This window comes from Pseudomonas alvandae (assembly GCF_019141525.1).
In the GTDB taxonomy this organism is placed as follows: Bacteria; Pseudomonadota; Gammaproteobacteria; order Pseudomonadales; family Pseudomonadaceae; genus Aquipseudomonas; species Aquipseudomonas alvandae.
In genome coordinates this window covers 4831554-4855608 of the sequence record NZ_CP077080.1, presented here as the reverse complement: position 1 = coordinate 4855608, position 24055 = coordinate 4831554, and the positions used below count along the sequence as shown (strand labels likewise).

14 protein-coding genes are annotated in these 24055 nt (G+C 62.9%); 6 read left to right on the top strand and 8 right to left on the bottom strand.

Annotated elements, in window-relative coordinates; all coding sequences use genetic code 11:
• Positions 1-21: 21 nt before the first annotated feature.
• The 3 genes from KSS97_RS21400 to speB are packed head-to-tail and all read right to left on the bottom strand — an operon-like array spanning position 22 to position 2985.
• A complete protein-coding gene (locus KSS97_RS21400; RefSeq protein WP_225936134.1) occupies positions 22-1566 on the bottom strand; it encodes a purine-cytosine permease family protein in 1545 nt (514 codons plus the stop codon).
• A gap of 51 nt (positions 1567-1617) precedes the next feature.
• On the bottom strand, positions 1618-2025 hold the full coding sequence (locus KSS97_RS21395) for a YybH family protein (protein WP_217860088.1): 408 nt from the start codon (positions 2023-2025) through the stop codon (positions 1618-1620).
• 9 nt (positions 2026-2034) lie between these two features.
• The gene (speB, locus tag KSS97_RS21390; protein WP_003184135.1) at positions 2035-2985 is read right to left on the bottom strand and encodes an agmatinase; all 951 of its coding nucleotides are present in this window, start codon (positions 2983-2985) and stop codon (positions 2035-2037) included.
• A 334-nt stretch (positions 2986-3319) separates the two neighbouring features.
• Between speB and KSS97_RS21385 the strand changes: the two genes are divergently transcribed.
• Positions 3320-4213 carry a LysR family transcriptional regulator gene (locus tag KSS97_RS21385; RefSeq protein ID WP_217860087.1) on the top strand — a complete coding sequence of 298 codons (894 nt, stop codon included), beginning with the start codon at positions 3320-3322 and terminating at the stop codon, positions 4211-4213.
• Positions 4214-4215: 2 nt separating this feature from the next.
• Entirely contained in the window at positions 4216-4812 is a 597-nt protein-coding gene (locus tag KSS97_RS21380) for a tRNA-uridine aminocarboxypropyltransferase (protein WP_217860086.1), read from the top strand.
• Positions 4813-4961: 149 nt separating this feature from the next.
• Here the strand turns inward: KSS97_RS21380 and KSS97_RS21375 are convergent, their stop codons facing one another.
• The 3 genes from KSS97_RS21375 to KSS97_RS21365 all read right to left on the bottom strand — a co-directional run bounded on the left by KSS97_RS21375 (position 4962) and on the right by KSS97_RS21365 (position 10060).
• The gene (locus KSS97_RS21375) at positions 4962-6326 is read right to left on the bottom strand and encodes an HlyD family type I secretion periplasmic adaptor subunit (protein WP_198797187.1); all 1365 of its coding nucleotides are present in this window, start codon (positions 6324-6326) and stop codon (positions 4962-4964) included.
• A 196-nt stretch (positions 6327-6522) separates the two neighbouring features.
• Positions 6523-8682 (bottom strand): type I secretion system permease/ATPase, encoded by a 2160-nt coding sequence (locus KSS97_RS21370; protein ID WP_217860085.1) that lies wholly within the window; start codon positions 8680-8682, stop codon positions 6523-6525.
• Between the two features lie 19 nt (positions 8683-8701).
• Complete coding sequence (locus tag KSS97_RS21365; RefSeq protein WP_217860084.1) at positions 8702-10060, bottom strand: TolC family outer membrane protein; 1359 nt, start codon at positions 10058-10060, stop codon at positions 8702-8704.
• Positions 10061-10513: 453 nt separating this feature from the next.
• Between KSS97_RS21365 and KSS97_RS21360 the strand changes: the two genes are divergently transcribed.
• Positions 10514-17626: a retention module-containing protein gene (locus KSS97_RS21360; RefSeq protein ID WP_217860083.1), complete on the top strand. Its 7113-nt coding sequence runs from the start codon at positions 10514-10516 to the stop codon at positions 17624-17626.
• Positions 17627-17786: 160 nt separating this feature from the next.
• Here KSS97_RS21360 and KSS97_RS21355 read toward each other — a convergent pair whose 3' ends face one another.
• Entirely contained in the window at positions 17787-18182 is a 396-nt protein-coding gene (locus tag KSS97_RS21355) for a YbaN family protein (protein ID WP_217860082.1), read from the bottom strand.
• Between the two features lie 8 nt (positions 18183-18190).
• Positions 18191-18778, bottom strand: a complete 588-nt coding sequence (locus tag KSS97_RS21350; protein WP_030141133.1) for a UPF0149 family protein — start codon at positions 18776-18778, stop codon at positions 18191-18193.
• Between the two features lie 420 nt (positions 18779-19198).
• On the opposite strand from KSS97_RS21350, the gene recQ reads away from it, so the two are divergent.
• From recQ to KSS97_RS21335, 3 genes are all read left to right on the top strand, one after another.
• Positions 19199-21325, top strand: coding sequence for a DNA helicase RecQ (gene recQ, locus KSS97_RS21345; RefSeq protein WP_217860081.1), 2127 nt, complete (start codon positions 19199-19201; stop codon positions 21323-21325).
• Positions 21326-21442: 117 nt separating this feature from the next.
• Positions 21443-21877, top strand: a complete 435-nt coding sequence (locus KSS97_RS21340) for a MarR family transcriptional regulator (RefSeq protein ID WP_030141131.1) — start codon at positions 21443-21445, stop codon at positions 21875-21877.
• A gap of 111 nt (positions 21878-21988) precedes the next feature.
• The gene (locus KSS97_RS21335) at positions 21989-23953 is read left to right on the top strand and encodes a motility hub landmark protein FimV (RefSeq protein ID WP_217860080.1); all 1965 of its coding nucleotides are present in this window, start codon (positions 21989-21991) and stop codon (positions 23951-23953) included.
• The last annotated feature ends 102 nt before the right edge of the window (positions 23954-24055 follow it).

The window sequence follows — 24055 nt, the reverse complement described above, 5'->3', positions numbered from 1 at the left end:
TCTATCAGGCACACCGAGATGTCAGGGTTTGGGACCGCTGCGCGCTCCAGCGGGGATAAATCCCCTCGCCACAGGTCCAGTGCTCGGCGAGACAGCATCATTGCTCCGCGGATCTTGCGGTCCATAAACCGCCGCCGGTTCCGGAAACAGCCCCAGCAACGCCAGGTACACCGCCGACGCCAGCCCGAGGGTCACCGGCAGGCTGATGTCGATCCCTCCGGCCAGTTCACCCATCGGCCCGACGAATTGCCCCGGCAGGTTGACGAAGCACAGCCCCACCAGTGCGCTGGGGATCCATGCTCCCAATCCGCGCCAGTTCCAGCCATGGCTGAACCAGTAGCGCCCGCCGGTTTCGCCGCGGGTGAACACCTGCAGGTCATCCGGGCAGTAGAAGCCACGGCGCACCAGCAGGCCGATGATCATGATCACCATCCACGGCGTGGTGCAGGTGATGATCAGCACGGCGAAGGTCGACACGCTTTGCACCAGGTTCGCCGCGAAGCGACCGATGAAGATGAAGGCAATCGACAGCACGCCGATCAGCAGCGTCGCCTTGACCCGCGACAGCAGCCGTGGGAACACGCTGGACATGTCCAGCCCGGTGCCATACAGCGACGTGGTGCCGGTGGACATGCCGCCAATCACCGCGATCAGGCACACCGGCAGGAAGAACCAGCCCGGCGACACCGCCAGCAGCCCGCCCACGTAGTTGTTGGCCGCGATGTAGTCCGGCGCCTTGATCGCCACGATGGTGGCAGTGGAGAGGCCGAACAGGAACGGGATCAGCGTCGCCAACTGCGCGGCGATCACCGCCAGCATGATGTGCGGCTTGGGCGTGTTTCGCGGGATGTAGCGCGACCAGTCACCCAGGAAGGCCCCGAAGGAAATCGGGTTGCTCATTGCGACCAGCGCCGCGCCGATGAAGGCGGCGTAGAAGCCCGGTTGGCCGAGGGCGACCGTGCCGGCAAACTGGCTGTCGAAGCTCGGTGCAAAGGCGAAGATGCCCAGCAGGAACAACAGGCTGGCGGCCCACACGGCGATGCGGTTGACCCACAGCATGAAGCGAAAGCCGTAGATGCACACCGTCAACACCAACAGGGCGAACAGACCGTAGGCCAGGCCCAGGCTCAGGTCGGTTTCCGGCACGCCGACCAGCCGCTTGGCGCCGCCGATCAGCGCATCGCCCGAGCTCCATACCGACAGCGAGAAGAACGCGATGGCGGTCAGCAGCGACAGGAATGAACCGACGATGCGCCCGTGCACACCGAAATGCGCACCGGAAGACACCGCGTTGTTGGTGCCGTTGAGCGGACCGAACAGGCCCATCGGCGCGAGGATGATCGAACCGACCAACACGCCCAGGACGATCGCCCAGACCCCGGCCTGGAAGGATAGGCCGAACAGCACCGGGAAACTGCCGAGCACGGCGGTGGCAAAGGTGTTGGCGCCGCCGAAGATCAGTCGAAACAGATCGCCCGGGCCGGCGGTTCGTTCATGGTCCGGGATCTGCTCGACCCCGTTGGTTTCAATCTGCGTAAGGCTTTTATCGTTATTGTTATGCATGATCTGCTCCGATCATCGAGGCGCGTTCATCGTGCGTGAACGTCGCCTGCTTGGCTAAGGGGGTGGCAGCCCTTCCGGCATTGCGGACAAATGTTCATGACAGGCCAGCCATAGGCCTTGTTGTTCTTGGCGAAACACAATGGTTTCGCGCTCCTGGCTAAAGTGAAGCTCCCCTTGCATGCGCAGCTCAGTGGCCACGTCATGGATGAAAATCGCCACGTCCCCTAGCAGGCTGACGAAGGCGTTGCTCGAGGTGCAGCTCAACACCTCGAAGCCATCCTCGGACCGCCAGCGATCCCACAACGCCTGGTAGGCGTCGCGCGACAGCAGGGGCTGTTCGAGGGTGTAGAACACGAAGCTCGCATCGGCCGTGAACGCGCCGAAATAGGCGTCGCGGTCGTTGCGGGCGAAGGCCGACACCAATTTTGCGGCGGCCTCGAGGACTTGGTCTCGATCGTTCATGGCCGGGCCTCAGCGATGAACCACGCCGGGCAGCACGCAGAGCATCTCGTACAGCAGATTGGCGCCCAGCAGCGAGGTGTTTCCGGTGGTGTCGTAGGGCGGCGAAACTTCTACCAGATCGCAACCGACCAGGTCGAGGCCCTGGCAGCCACGGACGATTTCAATTGCCTGGATAGTGGTCAATCCACCGATTTCCGGGGTGCCGGTGCCTGGCGCCCAGGCCGGGTCGATGCCGTCGATGTCGAAGCTCAGGTACACCGGGCCGCCGCCGACTTTCTCGCGCACTTCAGCCATCAACGGCGCCAGGGATTTGTGCCAGCACTCTTCGGCCTGGACCACGCGGAAGCCCTGGTTGCGGCTCCAATTGAAATCATCAGCGGTATAGCCCTGGGCCCGCAGACCGATCTGCACCACCCGGTCGCAATCGAGCAGGCCTTCTTCCACGGCGCGGCGGAAGGTGGTGCCGTGGGCGATTTTCTCGCCGAACATGTGGTCGTTGACATCGGCATGGGCGTCGATGTGCACGAGGCCGACCTTGCCGTGTTTCTTGTGGATCGCCCGTAGGATCGGCAGGGTGATGGTGTGGTCACCGCCCAGGGTCAGCGGGATGACATTGTGTTCGAGGATCTTGTGATACGACTCTTCGATGATCCGTACCGCGTCCAGCAGGTTGAAGGTGTTGATCGCCACGTCACCGATGTCCGCCACCGACAGCGAGTCGAACGGCGCGGCACCGGTGGCCATGTTGTAGGGGCGGATCATCACGGATTCGGCGCGGATCTCACGCGGGCCGAAACGGGTGCCGGCGCGCAGGGAGGTGCCGATGTCCAGCGGCACGCCGACGAAGGCCGCGTCGAGGCCGGCGGCGGTTTGCAAATGGGGGAGTCGCATCATGGTGGCGATGCCGCCGAAGCGCGGCATTTCGTTGCCGCCCAGTGGTTGGTGAAGAATCTTGTCCACGGGTAGGGCCTCATCGTTGTTTTATTTATCAGGGGCCGATTCTGCGAAAAGCCGTTGCCGTGAAGAATCGCTGGCGGCAAATACTTAGTTCAGATTTTTCTAAACTAATGGCGGGCGGGGCGATAGACTCCGCGTCTGTGCAGTCCTGGGGCAAACAGCCCCCTGTGGCGAGGGGATTTATCCCCGCTGGGGCGCGAAGCGGCCCTAAACCCTGATATCCCGGTGTATCAGGCAGATTGAGTTGACTTTCTTGGGGCTGCTTCGCAGCCCAGCGGGGATAAATCCCCTCGCCACAAGAGCGCTACCAAGCCCTGAGTATTTTGGAGACCCCCCAATGGCCAACCCTCTACCCGACCTGAAACTGCTGCGCATTTTTGTCAGCGTGGTCCGGCACCAGGGGTTCGCCAACGCCCAGCACGAGCTCAACCTTTCCACGTCGGCCATCAGCACCTACATGAGCCAGCTCGAATCGGCCCTGGGGCTGGTGCTCTGCCATCGCGGCCGGGGTGGGTTCAGCCTGACCAGCAAAGGCGAGTTGTTCCATCAGGAAACCTTGCGCCTGCTTGGCGAGCTCGAAGGCTTCGAGCAGTACGCCGCCGCCCTCAAGGGCGAGTTGCGCGGTACGTTGAACCTGGGGGTGATCGACTCCACCGTCAGCGACAAGGCCTTGCCCTTCGCCGAAGCCATCGGTGCCTACAGCCAGGAACATCCGGCGGTGCATCTACACCTGTCGGTCCTGAGCCCCTATGAACTGCAACTCGGCGTCCAGGACAACCGCCTGGACCTGGCCATCGGCGCGTTTTCCACGCGCATGAGCGGGCTGGTCTACATGCCGCTGTATCGCGAGCAGCACTGGTTGTATTGCAGCAACCGCCATCCCCTGTTCACCGAACGGCGCATCCCCGAACAAGTCATCACCCAGCAGCGCATGGTCGGGCGCGGTTACTGGAGCCAGGCCGAATTGGCCCGTCATGGCTTCAAGCACAGTGCGGCGACGGTGGAGAGCATGGAGGCGCAGTTGATCCTGGTACTGTCGGGCGCCTACATTGGTTACCTGCCCGAGCATTACGCCCAGGCCTGGGTCGACAAGGGCGATTTGCGGGTGCTGTTGCCGGCGACGTTTGGTTATCAGGCGCCGTTCTCGATGATCGTGCGCCGTGGCCGCAGCCGCGAGCCGCTGATCCAGACCTTCCGTGATCTGCTCAAAGCTCAACTGAACCAGGCGTGACCATGTCCAGAATCCAATGCCCGCGCTGCCAACGACCGCAAAGCCATTGCCTGTGCCCGTTGATCCCCTGCCTCGACAGTCGTACTCGCGTTCTGCTGTTGCAGCATCCCAGCGAAGTGAACCATGCCTTGAATACTGCCCGACTGGCGGCGTTGGGGCTCAACAATGCCGAGTTGATCGTGGGTGAAGTGTTCGAGGACTTGCCCCGGCTGCTCAACCAACCGGGTTACCGGGCGCGGTTGTTGTTTCCCGCTGACGATGCACAGCCAATCCAGACCTATGGCGCGTCCGATGAGCCGCTGCTGTTGGTCGTGCCCGATGGCACCTGGCGCAAGGCGCGCAAGATCCTGCACCTCAATCCGCTGCTGGCGGCACTGCCGAGGGTAACGTTGGCCGACGGTGGCGTGTCCCGCTACCGCTTGCGCAAGGCGCCAGGGCCGGGGGCGCTGTCGACGGTGGAGGCGATTGTCCAGGCGTTGCAGGTCCTGGAGGCGCCGGTGAGCTTCGAGCCGTTGCTGAGGCCGTTCGAGGCGTTGATCGAGGGGCAGATTGCGGCGATGGGGGAGGAGACGTTCCGGCGTAATCATGCTGGAAAATAGGTGGTGTGGTTGCCGGCCTCATCGCGAGCAAGCTCGCTTCCACAGTTGATCTCCAGTGCACTCAGGGTTAGTGGTCACCACAAATCCAATGTGGGAGCGAGCTTGCTCGCGATGGCGACAGCCCAGACACCGAAGATCCCAGCCAAAGCCTACCGCTCGCGCATCGCCTCGGTCCGTGCTTTCAACACGGGCTTGAGCAGGTAATCCAAGACACTTTTCTCCCCGGTGATGATATCCACCGTCGCCACCATGCCCGGGATGATCAGCAACGGTTTCGCATCCCCACCCAAATGGTTCCTGTCGGTGCGCACCTGGATCAGATAGAAACTGTTGCCCTTGTCATCGGTGATGGTGTCGGCGCCGATCAGTTCGAGCTTGGCGCTGAGTCCGCCGTAGATCGTGTAGTCGTAGGCACTGAACTTGACCATGGCTTTCTGGCCCGGGTGCAGGAAGGCCACGTCTTGCGGTCGGACCTTGGCTTCGATCAGCAGGTTGTCCTCCAGGGGCACGATCTCGATCATGTCGCTGCCGGGCTGGACCACGCCGCCAATGGTGTTGACCTTCAATTGCTTGATCACCCCGTGCACCGGCGAGACCACGGTGGTGCGGGTCACGCGGTCGTCGATGGCGATGCTCGTGGCGGTGATTTTTGACAGCTCGGTGCGTTTCTCGTTGAGGTCTTTCGCGGCATCTGAGCGGAAGGTCTGTTCCGATTCGTCGATCTTGCTCTTGATCTCGTTGATCGCCGATTCGGCCCGAGGGATCGCCAGTGTGGTGGCGTTGAGCGAGCCGCGGATTTCCACCGCGCTGCGCTTGAGCCGCAGGATTTCGACGGGTGAAACCGCCCCGGTGCGCACCAGCGGCGCCGACATGTTCATTTCTTCTTGCAGCAAGGCCAGCGCCGAGCTGAACTGGCCTTGCTTGGAGCGAAACTCTGCGAGTTCCTGGGTTTTCTGCCGCAGCTGTTCGGTCAGCGTCCGCTGCTCGCTGGCCAGGCGTCGCTGGCGTTGTTCATAGAGGGCGCGCTCGTCCTCGGCCACCTGCGGCGCCTTGCCGGTCACTTCGCTGGACAACTGCAAGGGCCGTCCTTCGGCCTCTGCCGACAAGCGTTCGACCTGGGCCATCAACGCATAACGATCCGCCTCGCTCTCGCCCTTGTTCGACAGGAACCGCGTGTCGTCCAGGCGCAGGAGGGTGTCGCCCTTGTTCACCATCTGGCCTTCGCGCACGAAAATCTCGGTGACGATGCCGCCTTCGAGGTTCTGGATCACCTGGATCTTGCTCGACGGAATCGCCTTGCCTTCGCCGGTGGTGACCTCCTGCAACACCGCCAGTTTGGCCCAGACCAGCCCGCTGATAATCAGCCCTGCGGCCAGCCACACGGTGACGCGCGACCGGCGCGGCGAGTCCTGCAGCGTCGCGCCGGCGGTTTCCGGCATGAACTCGCTTTCGGCGCTTTTGCTGAAACTGCCGAAGTAGCTTCGGGCGGCTGAATCGGGTGTTTGAGCAGACATGGGGCGGTACCCGTTGGTTAATTGTTATAGATCCGGTGCGAGCTTTTGTGGCGAGGGGATTTATCCCCGCTGGGCTGCGAAGCGGCCCCAAGACAGTTGCCTCAGTCTGTCTGGCACACCGAGGCACATGGTTTTAGGACTGCTGCGCAGCCCAGCGGGGATAAATCCCCTCGCCACAAGGGATATGTGTTGGTATTTAAACCGCCGCTGAGCCCACCCGTCCCTTGCGCAATGCCTCGATCACCGCATCCTTCGGCCCATCCGCCACGATGCGGCCGTTATCCAGCACCACCAGCCGATCCACCAGGCTGAGCATCGAGGTGCGGTGGGTGACCAGCAGCACGGTCTTGCCCTGTACGTGGGTATGAAGTTTCTGCCGCAGGACGTCTTCGCTGCTGTTGTCCATGGCGCTGGTGGGTTCGTCCAGCAACAGGATCGGCGGGTCGAGCAACAAGGCCCGGGCCAGCAACACGGCCTGGCGCTGGCCGCCGGACAGCAACTGCCCGCGCTCGCCCACCGGACGATCAAAGCCCTGCGGATGTTGGCGCGCCAGTTCGGTGACACCGGTCAGTTCCGCCACTTCCAGCATGCGTGCGTCGCTGATGTAGCGGGCACCGAGGGTGAGGTTGTCGCGCAGGCTGCCGGCGAGCAGCGGCAGGTCATGGGCGACGTAGCCGATCTGTTGGCGCAAGTCGGCGACGTCCAGTTGCCGCAGGTCCAGGCCGTCCAGCAGCAACTGGCCTTCCTCCGGCGCATAGAAACCCATCACCAGCCGCGCCAGGGTGCTTTTGCCCGAGCCGCTGCGGCCGATGATCCCGATCCGTTCACCCGGCTTGAGGCTAAAACTGACGTTCGCCAGTGCCGGGGTGTTCTGGCCGTTGTAGTGGAAGGTCACGCCGCTCACGTCCAGCGCGCCTTGCAATTGCGTGCGATCAAGGGGCCGCTGCTTGGCATCGCGCTCCTGGGGCAAAGCCATCAGGGCATCGGTGCTGCGCATGGTGAGCTGGGCCTGCTGGTAGCGGGTGATCAGCCCGGCGATCTGGCCCAGCGGCGCGAGGACCCGGCTGCCGAGCATGTAGGTCGCCACCAGCGCACCGACGCTGAGGTTGCCGGCGATGATGCTGTAGACCCCGGCGACAATGGTCGTCATGCCGGCAAGTTGTTGCAGGAACAAGGTGCCGTTGGTCGCCAGCGCCGAAAGGTTGCGCGCGTGGCTGTCGAGGCGGGTGAGGGCGCCGTGGGTGCTTTCCCACTGATGCTGGCGCTCGCTTTCGGCGCTGCAGGCCTTGAGGGTTTCCAGGCCGCCGAGGGTTTCGATCAGCAGGGCCTGGCGCTGGGCGCCCAGGGCCAGGCTTTTCTGCACGGTGTCGCGCAGCCGCGCCTGGATGATCATGGCGAAGACAATGGTGATTGGAAACGCCACTACGGGAATCACCACCAGCCATCCACCCAACAGGCCGATCACCACCAGCATCAGCAGGGCGAAGGGTAGGTCGATCAGACTGGTGAGTGTCACCGCCGTGAGAAATTCTCGCAGACCCTGGAAGTCATGGATGCTCTGGGCAAAGCCGCCGATGGTCACGGGCTTGGCTTTCATCGCCATGCCGGTGATGCGTTCGAACAGGGTCGCCGAGAGAATCACGTCGGTCTTCTTGCCGGCGGTGTCCAGCAGATGGGCCCGCACCACTCGTAGCACCAGTTCGAAACCGGTGCCGATCAGCAGCCCCACGGCCAGCACCCACAGCGTTGATGTGGCCTGGTTTGGCACAACGCGGTCGTAGGTCTGCATGACGAACAGCGGCACCATCAAGCCCAGCAGGTTGATCAGGAAACTCGCCAGGATCGCGTCGCTGTACAACCAGCGCGACAATTTCAAGGTGTCGCGAAACCACGCTTCGACCCGCGGCACCAAGGGCGCGCGCAGGTCTTCGAGTTCGTGACGCGGCCGGGCGAACAAGGCCTGGCCGCTGTAGTCGATGGTCAGCTCTTCACGGCTGACCCATTGTTCGCCGCCATCGGCCTCGCTGGGCAGGATCAGCGCGCGACCGTCCTCGCCCCAGCGCCGCAAAATTGCGCAGCGGCCCCCGGCGAGGATCAGCATCACCGGCAGATTCAGCGCCGAGATGTCCGCCAGGTCGCGACGCAACAGCCGCGCCTGCAAACTGGCCCGGGCCGCTGCACGCGGCAGCAGTTCCAGGCTCAAGCGTTGGTGCGCCATAGGAAGCCCGGCGCTGAGGCTGGCGCGACTGACGGTCGCGCCATGGAGTTTGCAGAGGATCAACAAGCCGTCCAGCAAGGGATCATCGAAGTTCGAGCGCGGGTCGGCGCTCGGGGTGGTGGGTTCCATGCTGGTCAAGTCGGTCGCTCCCACGGGATTACTTCAGTTCCGGCAGCCGTGCCTGGTTCTTGACTTCGGTCTGCGCGACCGCATCGGCCGGCAGCACGATCCGTTGCTTGTGCAGCAGCAGGCCCATGTTCGCCAGCACCCGGTACATCGAAAACTCCTCGGTGTAGCGCACCTCGGTGTAGCGACGGTTGGCGTTGTACAGCTCGTTTTCGCTGTCGAGCAGGTCGAGCAGGGTCCGTTGGCCGAGGCCGAATTGATCCTGGTAGGCGGAGCGCACGCGGGCGGTGGTGTCGGCGTATTCACGGGCCGTCGGGGTCTGTTTGCGCGCATTGAGCATGGCGTTCCAGGCCAGGCGCGTGTCTTCGTTGAGCTGGCGCAGGGCGTTGTTGCGGATGTCCATGGCCAGGTTGATCTGGTGCGCGTTGGACGCCAGCCGCGCCTTGTCGCTGCCGCCGCGGAACAGGTTGTAGTTCATTACTACGCCCAGCCGCCAATTGTTGTCGTGACCTTCTTCACCGCCGATGTTGTTGTTGGCGCCCACTGCCGCCTCGGCGTCGAAGCGCGGGTAGAACGGCGATTTCGCCACTTCATATTGGCTTTCGGCGGACTGGATGTCGGCCTGGGCCGATTTCAGGTAAGGGTTGTTATCCACCATGCTTTGCTGGGCTTCGCGCAGTTCGGCAGGGATCTCGCCTTTGGTGGACGGCGGTGTTTCCAACTCATCGGGCATGCGCCCGACCACGCTATAGAAGTTCGCCTCGGCGTCGGCCAGGTCGACCTGGGCGGTGTCGTAGTTGTTTTCCGCCAGGGCCCGACGGGCATTGGACTGATCGGAGTCGGCGGTGCTACCCACCCCGCGCTCGGTGCGCAGGCCGATCTGGTCGTTGACCCGCAGGTGCGCCTGCAAGTTGTTCTTGGCCAGGGTCAGCAGCTCGCGGCGCTTGAGGACTTCCAGGTAGACCTCGATGGTGCGCAGGGCCAGGTCTTGCGCGGTGCCCTGGGCGTAATAGGCCCGGGAATTGACCACGCCCTGGGTGCGTTCGACTTCATTGGCGGTGTTGAATCCGTCGAAGATCATCTGCCGCAGGCGCAGCTCCGACTGGGTGTAGGTCAGGATGTTCGTGTGATGGTTGCCCAGCGCCCGGGTATTGGTGTTGTCGCTGTAGCCGCGACCATATCCGGCGTTCAGATCCACTGACGGAAAAAAGCCCCCTCTTGCCACTTTGACGTCTTCATTGGCCGACAGGCGGCTGTCCACCCGTTGCGCCAATTCGGGGTGCGTCGCGATGGTGCTCTGGATGGCTTCGGTCAACGACATCGCCTGCGCCTGAGAAGAACAGGCCATGGCCAGCAAAACCGCGCTGCAGAGGGGTGTAAGAACGCGCATGGGGTGTATCTCCTGAGGTCTGTTGTGCTTCGTTGTCGCCAGAAAATTGACGTTTAAAAGATCAAAACCGTTTCAACCTTGTAACAACACAGCTAAGAACATCCTGTGGAAAACCTAAGAAGAATTTCTCATAACGCTTATTTCGAAAAAAACTTATGTCGTTAAAAAAAACCGGCACATTGTTCAGAGCAGGAGCCTTTGTATTTAAGGGTTCTGACGGTTTTAAGACGTCAATAAAAAGTTCCATTCAAATTTTGAAACGACGTGAAGAACAGCGAAAAAGTTGAAAAACGGGGCGATTCTAAGTGACGGTTTTTTGTCGTTGTGGCGAAACGCTAGCGTCGCCAGGCCCCGTGAAAGCTGGCAGATTTTCCAGATTCTGACGGTTGACTTGAGCATGACTTCTTCACCCAGACAGATGCCGACCACGGGTTGGCAACGGAGGGAATGCACATGGCAGCGCTCATCGGTACCGTCAGCAAGGTGGTAGGGCAGGTTTTCGCGGAGGCCGCCGGTGGGGTGCGACGCCCATTGGTCGAAGGTGATCGTTTGTATGCCGGCGAGCACTTGGTCACCGGGGCCGAAGGCGCAGTGGCCGTGCATTTACAGAACGGCCACGAATTGACGCTGGGGCGCGGCAGCGACCTGACCCTGACCCCGCAATTGCTGGCTAACCAGGCGCCGCATGTCGACACGCCTGAAACCGCAGCGCCGAGCGACGCGCAACTGACCGATGTGCAAAAGCTGCAGCAAGCCATCGCCGCCGGCGCCGACCCGACCCAGGCGGGCGAAGCCACCGCGGCGGGGCCCGGCAACGCAAGCGCGGCGGGAGCCTTGGGTGGCGGTCACAGCTTTGTGTTGCTGGAGGAAGTCGGTGGACAAGTCGACCCGCAGATCGGCTTTCCCACGGCGGGGTTCAATGGGATTCCGGAGTTTCCCCAGCTGGAATTGGCGGCCGATCCGGATAGTAATAACGACGGCATCGTCCCCCCCGTAACGCCCGAGACCCCGGACAACCCTGTCACCCTGGATGGCCTGACCGTGGACGGCGGCGAACTGACCGCCAACGAAGCCAACCTCGCCGACGGTACCGCCAGCAATCCAGGCGCGCTGGTGCAAAGCGGTACGTTCACGGTTTCTGCGCCCGACGGGCTGAGCAGCCTGAGCATCGGTGGTGTCAATGTGATTACCGGCGGCGTGCCCGCAGGTTTCCCACAATCCGTCACCTCGCCCTTGGGCAATACCCTGACCGTCACAGGCTATGACCCGGCCACTGGCGTCGTCAGCTACAGCTACACCTTGAACGACAACGAAACCCATCCGGCGGGTGGCGGTGCCAACAGCATCAGCGAGCAATTCCCTGTGGTGGCCGTCGACACCGATGGCGACACCGCCAACGGAACCTTGGACGTCAACATTACCGACGACGTGCCCCAGGCGATCGACGACAGCCACGCCAGCACCGCATCGGAAACCCTTGTCACTCTCACGGGCAATGTCTTGCCCAACGACCACCAGGGCGCTGACCGAATTCCCACCGGCCCCGACAGCGGGCCGATCATTGGCGGCACCTTCACCGGCACTTATGGGACCCTGGTCCTCAATCCCAACGGCACCTACACCTACACGCTGAACACCAGCGATCCGCAATTCGTCGCGTTGCACGGCGGCGGCAACGGCACCGAAACCTTCACCTACACCCTGACCGACGCCGACGGCGACACCAGCACCGCCAGCCTGGTGCTGCAAGTCCACAACAACGACGATCCAGTGATCATCAGCGGCCTCGACACGGAAGGCGGCGAGCTGACGCTGCAGGAGAAAAACCTCAGCGACGGCAGCAGCCCGGACGCTCCGGCACTGACCCAAAACGGCACCTTCACCGTGACCGCGCTGGACGGCGTGCAGACCCTCAGCGTCGGCGGCATCACCGTCGTCAGCGGTGGCGTGGCCGCCGGCTTCCCGCAATCCATCACCACGGCGCTGGGCAACACTTTGACCGTGACCGGCTTCAACGCCGCGACGGGTGTGGTCAGCTACAGCTACACCTTGCTCGACAACGAAGCCCACCCGAATGCGAACGGCGCCAACAGCCTGGGCGAGCAATTTTCCGTGGTCGTCACGGACGATAACGGCACCACCGCCACGGGCAATCTGGACGTGAACATCGTCGATGACCTGCCCAAGGCCGTGGACGACAGCAACGCCAGCACCGCCTCGGAAAGCAACCTGACCCTGACCGGCAGCGTGCTGACCAACGACACCCAAGGCGCCGATCACGTGGCGTCCGGCCCGATTACCCCCGGCACCTTCACCGGTACCTACGGCACGCTGGTGCTCAACGCCGACGGTTCCTACACCTACACGCTCAATACCTCCGACGCCGATTTCAAAGGCCTGCACGGCGGCGGCAACGGCACCGAAACCTTCGCCTACACCCTGACCGACGCCGACGGCGACACCAGCACCGCCAGCCTGGTGCTGCAAGTCCACAACAACGACGATCCAGTGATCATCAGCGGCCTCGACACCGAAGGCGGTGAGCTGACGCTGCAGGAGAAAAACCTCAGCGACGGCAGCAGCCCGGACGCTCCGTCACTGACCCAAAGCGGCACCTTCACCGTGACCGCGCTGGACGGTGTGCAGACCCTCAGCGTCGGCGGCATCACCGTGGTCAGCGGTGGCGTGGCCGCCGGCTTCCCGCAATCGATCACCACCGCGCTGGGCAACACTTTGACCGTGACCGGCTTCAACGCCGCCACCGGCGTGGTCAGCTACAGCTACACCTTGCTCGACAACGAAGCCCACCCGAACGCGAACGGCGCCAACAGCCTGGGCGAGCAATTTTCCGTGGTCGTCACGGACGATAACGGCACCACCGCCACGGGCAATCTGGACGTGAACATCGTCGATGACCTGCCCAAGGCCGTGGACGACAGCAACGCCGGCACCGCCTCGGAAAGCAACCTGACCCTGACCGGCAGCGTGCTGACCAACGACACCCAAGGCGCCGATCACGTGGCGTCCGGCCCGATCACCCCCGGCACGTTCACCGGTACTTACGGCACGCTGGTGCTCAACGCCGACGGTTCCTACACCTACACGCTCAATACCTCCGACGCCGATTTCAAAGACCTGCACGGCGGCGGCAATGGCAGCGAAACCTTCGCCTACACCCTGACCGACGCCGACGGCGACACCAGCACCGCCAACCTGGTGCTGCAAGTTCACAACAACGACGATCCAGTGATCATCAGCGGCCTCGACACGGAAGGCGGCGAGCTGACGCTGCAGGAGAAAAACCTCAGCGACGGCAGCAGCCCGGACGCTCCGGCGCTGACCCAAAACGGCACCTTCACCGTGACCGCGCTGGACGGTGTGCAGACCCTCAGCGTCGGCGGCATCACCGTCGTCAGCGGAGGCGCGGTCGCCGGCTTCCCGCAATCCATCACCACGGCGCTGGGCAACACCCTGACCGTGACCGGCTTCAACGCCGCGACGGGTGTGGTCAGCTACAGCTACACCTTGCTCGACAACGAAGCCCACCCGAATGCGAACGGCGCCAACAGCCTGGGCGAGCAATTCACCGTGGTGGTCACCGACGATAACGGCACCACCTCCACGGGCAATCTGGACGTGAACATCGTTGATGACTTGCCCACGGCTCACGCGGATTCGGCCTCGGTGGACGAGGGCGGCACCGTCAGTGGCAACGTACTGAACAACGACGAGGGCGGTGCCGACGGGCCCGCCGCGAGCGGCGCGGTGGTCGGCGTTCGCGCTGGCGGCGATACATCCACGTCGGCCATCGGCGGCCTCGACACGCAGATCAACGGCGCCTACGGTTACCTGACGCTGGACGCCAACGGCAACGCTGTCTATCACAGCAATCCGAACGCCGTCAGCGCACCGGGCGCCACCGACGTGTTCACCTACACCGTGCGCGACGCCGACGGCGATGAAAGCACCACGACCATCACCATTGATGTGCACACCAGTTGCTTCGTCGCCGCGCCGGATCATGAAATCAGCGTGCACGAAAGTGCGCTCGACCTGAACCAGGACGGCCAAGACCTGGCCCCCGGCACCGTCACCGGCAGCGACCCGGGCGCCACCGGCGAAACCGCCACGGGCAGCCTCGTGGATGCGGTCACCGGCGCCATTGGCGCCGTCACCTTCGCCCTCGTCGGCAATGCCACGGGTGCCTACGGTCAACTGTTCCTCAATCCCGATGGCTCCTACACCTACACCTTGACCTCGCCAGCCTCCACTTCGCCCGCCGCCAACGACGGCCCGAACGCGCTGAGCGAAAGTTTTACCTATCAGGCCACCGATTCACTCGGCAATACCGTCACCAGCACCATCGTCATCAACATCGTCGACGACGTGCCCCAGGCTCATTGCGATACCGCTGCGGTGGTGGAGGGTGGGACGGTCAGCGGCAACGTGTTGGACAACGACGTGCTTGGCGCCGACGGTGGCGCAGTGGTAGGTGTGCGGGCCGGCGGCGACACGTCGAACCCGGTCACTGGCGGCTTGAACACACAGATCAATGGCACGTATGGCTACCTGACCCTGGATGCCAATGGCAACGCGGTCTATCACAGCAACCCCGGCTCCGTGGGCGAAGCGGGCGCCACCGATGTGTTCACCTACACCGTGCGCGACGCCGACGGTGATGAAAGCACCACGACCGTCACCATCGATGTGCACAACAGTTGCCTGGTCGCAGAAACCGATCATGACGTCACCGTTTATGAAAAAGCCCTGGACCTTAAACAGGATGGCCAGGACCTGGCCCCCGGTACCGCTACAGGCAGTGAGCCGGGTTCCACCAGCGAAACCGCCAGCGGCACCCTGGTGGGCTCGGTCAGCGGTGCCACCGGCGCCGTGACGTTCACGCTGCTGGGCGACGCCACCGGCGCCCACGGCCAGTTGTTGCTCAACCCCGACGGTTCCTACACCTATACACTGACGTCACCGGCGACAACCTCGCCCCATGCCAACGATGGCCCGAATGTACTGAATGAAAGCTTCACGTATCAGGCCACCGACGCCCTGGGCAACAGCACCACCGGCAACCTGGTGGTCAGCATCGTTGACGACGTGCCCAAGGCTGTCGCGTCCGAACGCTCGGTCACTGCAATGGAAGTCGATACGAACCTGCTGATCGTGCTCGACGTCTCCGGCAGCATGAAAGACGATTCAGGCGTGCCGGGTCTCTCGCGCATGGACCTGGCCAAACAGGCGATCAACGCCTTGCTCGACCAATACGACGACATGGGCGACGTGAAAGTCCAGCTCGTGACGTTCAGCGGCAGCGCCACCGACCAGAGCACCGTCTGGGTGGACGTAGCGACTGCCAAGACGCTGATTTCCGCGCTGATCGCCCACGGTGACACCAATTACGATGCGGCCGTGGCGATGGCGCAGACGGCGTTCGCAACCTCCGGCCAACTGACCGACGCACAGAACGTTGGCTATTTCTTCTCGGACGGCAAGCCGACCTTGGGCGAAATCGGCACCGCGGACGAAGCGGCGTGGAAAGCCTTCCTCGACGCCAACGGCATCAAGAACTACGCCATCGGCCTGGGTAGCGGCGTCAGTAACGCCCACCTCGATCCACTGGCCTATGACGGCAGCACCCACACCAACACCAACGCGGTGGTGGTCACCGACCTGAACCAGCTCAACTCAGTGCTCTCGGGCACTGTCCAGGGCATTCCCGTGACGGGCAACCTGTTGGGCGAGAGCGGTTCGTTCGGCGCCGATGGCGGATTTATCAAAAGCCTGGTGGTGGATGGGACGACCTACAGCTACAACCCGGACGCCAATGGCGGCCAAGGCGCACTGAATGCTAGCGGCGGGGCGAACCACGGCACGTTCAACACCGCGACCAACACCGTGAGCATCGCCACCGACCATGACGGTACCCTGGTGGTCAATCTCGACACCGGTGCGTTCAGCTACACCTCGCAGACCACCACCAGCACCTTGATCACCGAGCACATCGGCTACACCGTCAGCGACAACGACGGCGACCTGGCCGGTTCCAACCTGGTGATCAACGTCGTGCCCAACAGTGCGCCGGTGGCGGTCGCCGACAACGTCATCACCAACGTGCTGTCGGGCAATATCGTGGTGCCTGGGGAGTTGCTGCTGGGCAACGACAGCGACGCCAATGGCGATCCGCTCACGGCTACGCCCACCGGTTTCAATACGGGCTGGGCCGCCAAGGGTGGGGACTTCACCGGCACTACCGGCACCGCCAGCTTTACCGGCAACAATGTCCAATCGATCAACCTCGACCGCAGTGCCTTCGTCGCCAACGCCGCGAGCATGACGGCGATGCTGGTGGTCAGTGGCGCGCTGGGGGCGGTGTCGAACAACAACGCCAACGATGAAGATCGGCTCAACATCAGCCTCAAGCAAGGCGAAACCCTGACGTTGGATCACAACCTCGCCGCCGGTCGCGTCGCCATGGAGTATTCCCTGAACGGCGGGCCTTTCGTCGCCATCAACGACGGCGCCTCGTTCACTGCCGCGGCGGATGGCAACTATCAGATCCACATCACCAACATCCCCAACCCTGGCAACGGTAACGTCAATGGCTCGGAAAGCTATCAACTGACCATGACGGTCAATTACGCCGGCGCCCAGGACAACACGACGGATTACCACGGGACCTACACCGCCAGTGACAACCGCGGCGGCAGCGACAGCGCCGCGGTCGACATCAGCTATCAAGCGGGCCACACCCTGACAGGGACGGCGGGCGACGATGTGCTGCTGGCCGGCAATGGTGACAACGTGCTCAACGCCGGTGATGGCAATGACATCCTCAGCGCAGGCACGGGCAATAACACGTTGCATGGCGAGGCGGGCAATGACTTGCTCTACAGCGGCAGCGGCAACGACCTGCTCGACGGCGGCACCGGCAGCGACACAGCCAGCTACGCTCATGCCAGCGCAGGCGTGACCGTGAATCTCGGCCTGCTGGCCGCACAAAATACCCTGGGGGCCGGGACGGATACCCTGGCGAGCATCGAAAACCTCGTCGGCTCGAACTTCAACGACACCCTGACCGGCAACAGCGCGGGCAATCGCATCGATGGCGGGCTTGGCCATGACGTGCTCAATGGCGGTGGCGGCGATGACACCCTGATCGGTGGCCTGGGCAATAACATCCTCACGGGCGGCAACGGCGCCGACACCTTCCAGTGGCAGGCGGGCAACAGCGGCCACGACGTCATTACCGACTTCACCCCGGGCCTGGACAAACTCGACCTGTCCCAACTACTGCAGGGTGAAAACAGCAGCGCCGCGTCCCTGGACGACTACCTGCACTTCACCGTCACGGGTACCGGCGCATCGGTCATCACCAGCATCGACGTCAGCAGCATCGCCGGCGCCACGCCGAACCAGACCATCGACCTGGCCGGCGTCGATCTGGCCACGCATTACGGCGTCACGCCGGGATCGGGTGGGATGGTTGGCGGGGCGGACACGGCGACGATTATCAACGGGATGTTGAATGATCATTCGTTGAAGGTGGATACGGTGTGAAACCAAGAGCCTGTGGCGAGGGAGCTTGCTCCCGCTCGGCTGCGCAGCAGTCGTAAACCGGCTGGCGCGGTCTGCCTGGAGGGTTGCGTTGGCTGATTTCAGAGCGGCTTCGCTAGCCATCGGGAGCAAGCCGCCTCGCCACGGGAACACCCGATTATGTTCAACGGCTGCGCAGCGTCTTCTGCCTGAGGATATAAACCGTCACCAGCACCGCACTGGTGAGCATGAACCCTCGCGCCCACGGCAGTGGCACGAGGTAGCAGGAAAACAGGATGCTGGCCCACATCAAACCGATGGCGTAGACCTTGCCCTTGAGGGGGATGCCGTTGCCGCTGAGGTAGTCTTTGATCCACGGGCCGAGGTGGGGGTGTTCTACCAGCCATTGGTAGAAGCGCGGCGAACTGCGGGCGAAGCACGCGGCGGCCAGCAACAGGAAGGGGGTGGTGGGTAGGACGGGAACGAAAATGCCAATGACCCCCAGCACTACGCTCAGCCAGCCGATGGCCAGCAGAGCGTAACGCAGGATCAGCGGGCGCTTGCCGATTGGCGAAGGCACCCGGTCACTCAGTGGTGGCGAGGCTTGAGGATCGCCGGTTTCTCGTCCGGGGCGTTGCACAGCAGGTACAGGGCGGTCAGCGCTTCGGGGATCTGCACGATCATGTCGTCCATCAGGTTCGCGTCGGCGGCAATGTCCGAAAACTCTGGTTGCTCGTCGAACAGGCCGGAACCGACCATGATCGGCAGCAGCATTTCGCTGACTTCCTCTTCGGCGGTTTCGAACCAGGCGGCTTCGCGCAGGAACACGCCTTCCATGAAGCCAATGCACCAGCCACGCAGCTCCGAATCGTCCGGGTCATCGCCCAGGTCCAGTTCGCACGGCAATTCGAATTCTTCGTCGGAAGCCAGTTGGCGGGCGATGTGGGCCTTGAGGCCGACCAGCGTGGCTTCGATTTCGGCGCGCTGGGCTTCGTCGCTGTAATGCGGCTCTTCGGCGAACAGGGCGTCGATCCATTCACGGTCCGGCACTGGCTCGGAGCAGATGGACAGGGCGGTCAGATAGCCATGAGCGGCCACGTAATCCAGCGCCTCTTCGTGCAGCTCATCGGCGTCGAGGAAGACTTGCAGGCGGGTCAGTTGCTCAGCGAAGGACATTACGGGCTACCTTGGGGAATAAACAATGCGGGAATTCTAGGCCTTCTTGAGCGGGCAGGCCAGCCGCATGGTGGATTTGCCTGCTCATTGGCCGGACTTGACTCCATGCCAGGGCCATCGGTGGCGAGGGAGCTTGCTCCCGCTGGGCCGGGCTGGCGCTCCAGCGCGCAGCGGCCCTGTTTTGGGGGCGGCTTCGCCACCCAGCGGGAGCAAGCTCCCTCGCCACAGGTTCGGTGGGCTCCCGGCCGTGATCATCACACCTCCTGTCAGCAGCCCCCTTCGCAACGAAACCCTCGGGTATACTGCCGCGTTTTGTGATGCCCTGCGGTCGGTTGGAAACGCGCACTTACGATTTGCCGGTGCAGCGTTTGTGATTCTGAACCAGCCTTGCAGGGATGTTTCGGTGATTTTGGAGTTTCTATGCTCGAACAGGCTCAACGCGTTCTCAAGGACATCTTCGGCTACGACAGTTTCCGTGGCCGCCAGGGTGCCATTATTGAGCGCGTGGCCAGCGGTGGCGATGCCCTGGTGCTCATGCCCACCGGCGGCGGCAAGTCGCTGTGCTTCCAGGTGCCGGCGCTGTTGCGCAACGGCCTGGCGGTGGTGGTTTCGCCGCTGATCGCCTTGATGGACGACCAGGTCGCCACCCTTGAAGAATTGGGGGTCGCCGCTGCGGCGCTGAACTCCACCTTAAGCGCCGAGCAGCAACGGGACCTGGCCGCGAGGATCAAGCGTGGCGAGGTGAAGATGCTTTACCTGGCGCCGGAACGCCTCGTACAGCCACGCATGCTGGCGTTTTTGCAGAGCCTGGAAATCGCCCTGTTTGCCATCGACGAAGCCCACTGCGTGTCCCAATGGGGCCACGATTTCCGTCGTGAATACCTGCAACTGGGGCAATTGGCGGAACTGTTCCCCGACGTCCCGCGTATCGCCCTGACCGCCACCGCCGACAAGCGTACCCGCGAGGAAATCGTCGACCGTCTGCATTTGCAAAATGCCGAGCGGTTCCTCTCCAGTTTTGACCGTCCGAACATTTTCTACCGCATCGTGCCCAAGGAGCAGCCGCGCAAGCAGTTGCTGGCGTTCCTTGCCGAGCGACGCAGCGACGCGGGCATTGTCTATTGCCTGTCGCGCAAGAAGGTCGAGGAAGTGGCCGCGTTCCTCAGCGAACAGGGTTTTCCGGCGTTGCCCTATCACGCCGGCCTGCCCAACGATTTGCGGGCCTATCACCAGAAGCGCTTCCTCAACGAGGAAGGCCTGATCATGGTGGCCACCGTGGCGTTCGGCATGGGCATCGACAAGCCCAACGTGCGTTTCGTCGCTCACCTGGACTTGCCCAAGTCGCTGGAAGCCTATTACCAGGAAACCGGGCGTGCCGGTCGTGACGGCTTGCCAGCCGATGCCTGGATGGCCTACGGCCTGCAAGACGTGGTGATGCTCAAGCAGATGTTGCAGAACTCCGAGGGCGATGAGCGGCACAAGCGCCTGGAGCAGCACAAGCTCGACGCCATGCTGTCGCTGTGCGAAGAGACCCGCTGCCGTCGCCAGACCTTGCTGGCCTATTTCGACGAAGACATGCCCCAGCCCTGCGGCCATTGCGACAATTGCGTCGATGGCGTGGAAACCTGGGACGCCACGGAGCCGGCCCGCCAGGCGTTGTCGGCGATTTATCGCACGGGCCAGCGCTACGGCGTCGGGCATCTGGTGGATGTGTTGCTGGGCAAGGACAACGAGAAAGTCCGCAGCTTCGGCCACCAGCACCTGTCTGTGTTTGGCGTGGGCAAGGCCCGCAGCGAGAGCGAATGGCGCTCGTTGTTCCGGCAGTTGGTTGCGCGCGGCCTGGCGGACATCGACCTGGAAGGCTACGGCGGCCTGCGCCTCAGTGCGACGTGCCGGCCCTTGCTCAAGGGCGAAGTCACCCTGGAACTGCGCCGCGACCTCAAGCCGGCGACCGCGGTCAAGAGCAGCAAGAGCCAGGCCAGCCAATTGGTGCGCGGCGAAGAGCGTGACCAGTGGGAAGCGTTGCGCGCCCTGCGCCGCAAGTTGGCCGAGGAACACGGCGTGCCGCCGTACGTCATCTTTCCCGATTCCACTTTGCTGGAAATGCTCCGCAGCCAACCGACCTCCCTGGCGGAAATGGCCCGGGTCAGCGGCGTTGGCGCACGCAAGCTGGAGCGTTACGGCGAGGCCTTCCTCCAAGTGCTGGGCGGCGAAGCCGAGACCCCGCCGGCGGTGGCCGACGTTCGCCATGAACTCATCACCCTGGCGCGGGCCGGCATGACCCCGCTGCAGATTGCCAGTCAATTGCAGTGCTCGGAAAAGAACGTCTACACGATGCTGGCCGAGGCCATTGGTCAACAACAGCTTTCATTGGAGCAAGCGCTGGACCTGCCTGAAGAACTGATGGGCGAGGTCCAGGATGCGTTTCTCGATGGCGAAGGCGAGCTGCCTCCCGTATCGGAACTCGCCGCGTTGTTCGCAGGGCGGGTTCCGGAAGGGGTCCTGTATTGCGTCAGGGCCGCACTGCAGTCGGAATTCGAAGTCTGATCAAACAGTTACGCTCCTTTAACGATTCACTACAGCGCGAGCCTTGCCTGAATCCAAAGGTCATGCTTAGCTGACTAATAATTAGTTTTTCTCTATTTCAGATTTGATGAGTTTTTTATGCCTTTGACCGATCAACACCGTTTTGGCATGCAACTGGCGCAGATGTCCCGTGGCTGGCGCGCCGAGCTGGACCGTCGCCTCGCCGGGCTGGGCCTGTCCCAGGCGCGTTGGCTGGTGCTGCTGCACCTGGCCCGTTTCGAACAGGCCCCGACCCAACGGGAGCTGGCCCAGAGCGTTGCGGTCGAAGGCCCGACCCTGGCCCGTTTGCTCGACAGCCTGGAAACCCAGGGCCTGGTTCAACGCCAGGCCGTGGCCGAGGACCGCCGCGCCAAGAAGATCGTACTGTGCGCGCCGGCATTGCCGCTGATCGAGCAAATCGAAACCATTGCCACGCAGTTGCGCCGGGAGTTGTTCGAAGGCGTCGACGAAGCGGACATGCGCGTTTGCATGCGGGTCCACGGCACGATCCTGGCCAACCTGGAAAGATCCTGAGGCATATCCCTGGCGCCAGACCTTTGAGATTCGGTGGTTAGCGAACTATAACCAGTACTAGGCGATCGTATTGGAAGCGTTTCGCACAGGTCGTTGATCAAAGGGATACCCATGCTTGAAAGTTTGCAGTCCACGTTGCGCAGTTGGATCAACGTGTCGGTCGTCGTGGGTGCCCTGGGGTTTCCCGCCTTGGCGTCGGCGCTGGGGCTTGGGGAAATCACGCTTCATTCCGCCTTGAACCAACCGTTGCGCGCCGATATCGCCCTGGTTGATGCGGCGGGACTCAGCGAGGGAGATCTTTCCGCCAGCCTGGCGAGTCCGGACGACTTCAGCCGTGCTGGGGTGGAGCGCGTTTTTTTTCTCAACAACCTGCGTTTCACCCCCGTGCTGCGGGGCGGACGCAGTTTCATCCGGGTGACCTCCAGCAAACCGGTGGAGGAACCGTTCCTCAACTTCCTCGTACAGCTCAACCAGCCCAACGGGCGCCTGTTGCGCGAATACACCGTGCTGATCGATCCGCCCGGTACGCCAGGCCTGGTGCCGACCGTCGACGAACCCTCCAGCTCGGCCGAGGCGACACCCGCCATCAAGCCGCCCCCGGCAACACAGGGCAAGCGCTACACCGTCGTGCAGGGCGACAATCCCTGGGTGATCGCCAAGCGTCTGCATGATGCGGGCAGCAATGCGTCGGTCAATGAACTGATGCAGGGGATCCAGGCGCTGAACCCTGGCAGCGAGCGACTTTCCATCGGCCAGCGCTTGTTGCTGCCTGATTCGGCCATCTTGCCAGCGCCTGCCCAAAAACCTGCCGCCCCGGCTCCTGCCGCGATCGACAGCAATACCGAGCAATTGGCCGCCAGCATGCTGCAAAACCAGCAGCAACAGCAGACCATCGAACAATTGCAGGCTCGGATCCACGCCCAGGATCAGGAAATCGCCGGGCAACGCCAGCAGATCAGCGAGCTTCAAGCGCAACTGACCCAGGCCTCGCCACCTGCGATGACCTCGGAACTTGCCCCTGAACCTGCCGAATCCACCGAACCCGCATCGGCAGTCGAGGCGGCGCCAGTCGCGGAAACCGAAGGCATCGACTGGCTGTGGGTGGCTGGATTGGCGGGAATGCTTGGGTTGCTGGCGCTTTTGCTGTTCCTGCGTCATCGGCAACAGCAGGAGACGGCGGACCCGGTGCCATTGACCGCCCGTCCCGACCTGGCCCTGGACGACAACACCGACACCTATATGGAGAGCGCGGATGCAGAGCCCCCCGAAGTCGCCGCGTCGTTCAACAACGGTGATGCTCCTCTGGGAGACGTGCTCGAAGGTGTGGGAATCTACCTGACCTATGGCCGTTTCACCGAAGCTGCCGGCCTGCTGCGCGCGGCATTGCTGGCCGAGCCGGAGCGTACCGACCTGGGGCTCAAGTTGTTGGATGTGCTGGGCAAGCAGGGCGATGTCATCGGCTTCCAGGCCCAGGAGAACCACCTCTTGTCCCAAGGCGTCGATCACCAGACGCTGGAGGAAACCCGCAAGCGCTACCCCAAGATCGCCATGGTTAACGCTCCGATGGAGACGCCCCCGGAGCCCCCGGCTCCAATGCTCGCCCCCGAACCTGTTGCCGCGCCCAGTGATGAGTTCGAGTTGAATCTGGATGGGCTCTCCCTGGAGAACAGTTGGGACCTGGCCGATGATCCGTCGGCGGCTCCTGTACCCGGAACGCCGCCGTCTACCCGTGCCGACACGCTGGCGCTATCAGGCTTCGACGAACCGGACCTGCAATGGGGCGCACCGTTGGAAACCGAGTCGCTGGATGATGATTTCCTCGATGGGTTTGCCGACGAAGAGCAGGCGCTGGAACTGGAACCGCTGTCCGTTGAGCCCGAGTTCGAGTCATTGTCCCTGGAACCTGTGTCCTTCGAGCTGCAGGCGTCGGAGCATTCGGAAAAGCTGGAAGAAGCGCAGAATTGCATCGATGAAGGCGACCTGAAGAGCGCCATCACCTTGCTGGAAGAGTTGTTGCAAGAGGGCGATGAACCGCTCAGGGAAACCGCCCGAGTCTTGTTGGCCGGGATTCGTTGAGGCGATTGCGCGGCCGACGGGAATCCAGCGTGGGAGCGAGCTTGCTCGCGATGACTGAGCCGTAGCCAACATCATCGCCGACTGAGTGATCGCCATCGCGAG

Bases quoted from the DNA above. Each gene is read 5' to 3' on its own strand.
- KSS97_RS21340 (WP_030141131.1), top strand. From the start codon at position 21,443: ATGCCTTTGACCGATCAACACCGTTTTGGCATGCAACTGGCGCAGATG.
- recQ (WP_217860081.1), top strand. From the start codon at position 19,199: ATGCTCGAACAGGCTCAACGCGTTCTCAAGGACATCTTCGGCTACGAC.
- KSS97_RS21395 (WP_217860088.1), bottom strand. From the start codon at position 2,025: ATGAACGATCGAGACCAAGTCCTCGAGGCCGCCGCAAAATTGGTGTCG.
- KSS97_RS21350 (WP_030141133.1), bottom strand. From the start codon at position 18,778: ATGTCCTTCGCTGAGCAACTGACCCGCCTGCAAGTCTTCCTCGACGCC.
- KSS97_RS21385 (WP_217860087.1), top strand. From the start codon at position 3,320: ATGGCCAACCCTCTACCCGACCTGAAACTGCTGCGCATTTTTGTCAGC.
- KSS97_RS21375 (WP_198797187.1), bottom strand. From the start codon at position 6,326: ATGTCTGCTCAAACACCCGATTCAGCCGCCCGAAGCTACTTCGGCAGT.
- KSS97_RS21365 (WP_217860084.1), bottom strand. From the start codon at position 10,060: ATGCGCGTTCTTACACCCCTCTGCAGCGCGGTTTTGCTGGCCATGGCC.
- KSS97_RS21380 (WP_217860086.1), top strand. From the start codon at position 4,216: ATGTCCAGAATCCAATGCCCGCGCTGCCAACGACCGCAAAGCCATTGC.
- KSS97_RS21335 (WP_217860080.1), top strand. From the start codon at position 21,989: ATGCTTGAAAGTTTGCAGTCCACGTTGCGCAGTTGGATCAACGTGTCG.
- KSS97_RS21360 (WP_217860083.1), top strand. From the start codon at position 10,514: ATGGCAGCGCTCATCGGTACCGTCAGCAAGGTGGTAGGGCAGGTTTTC.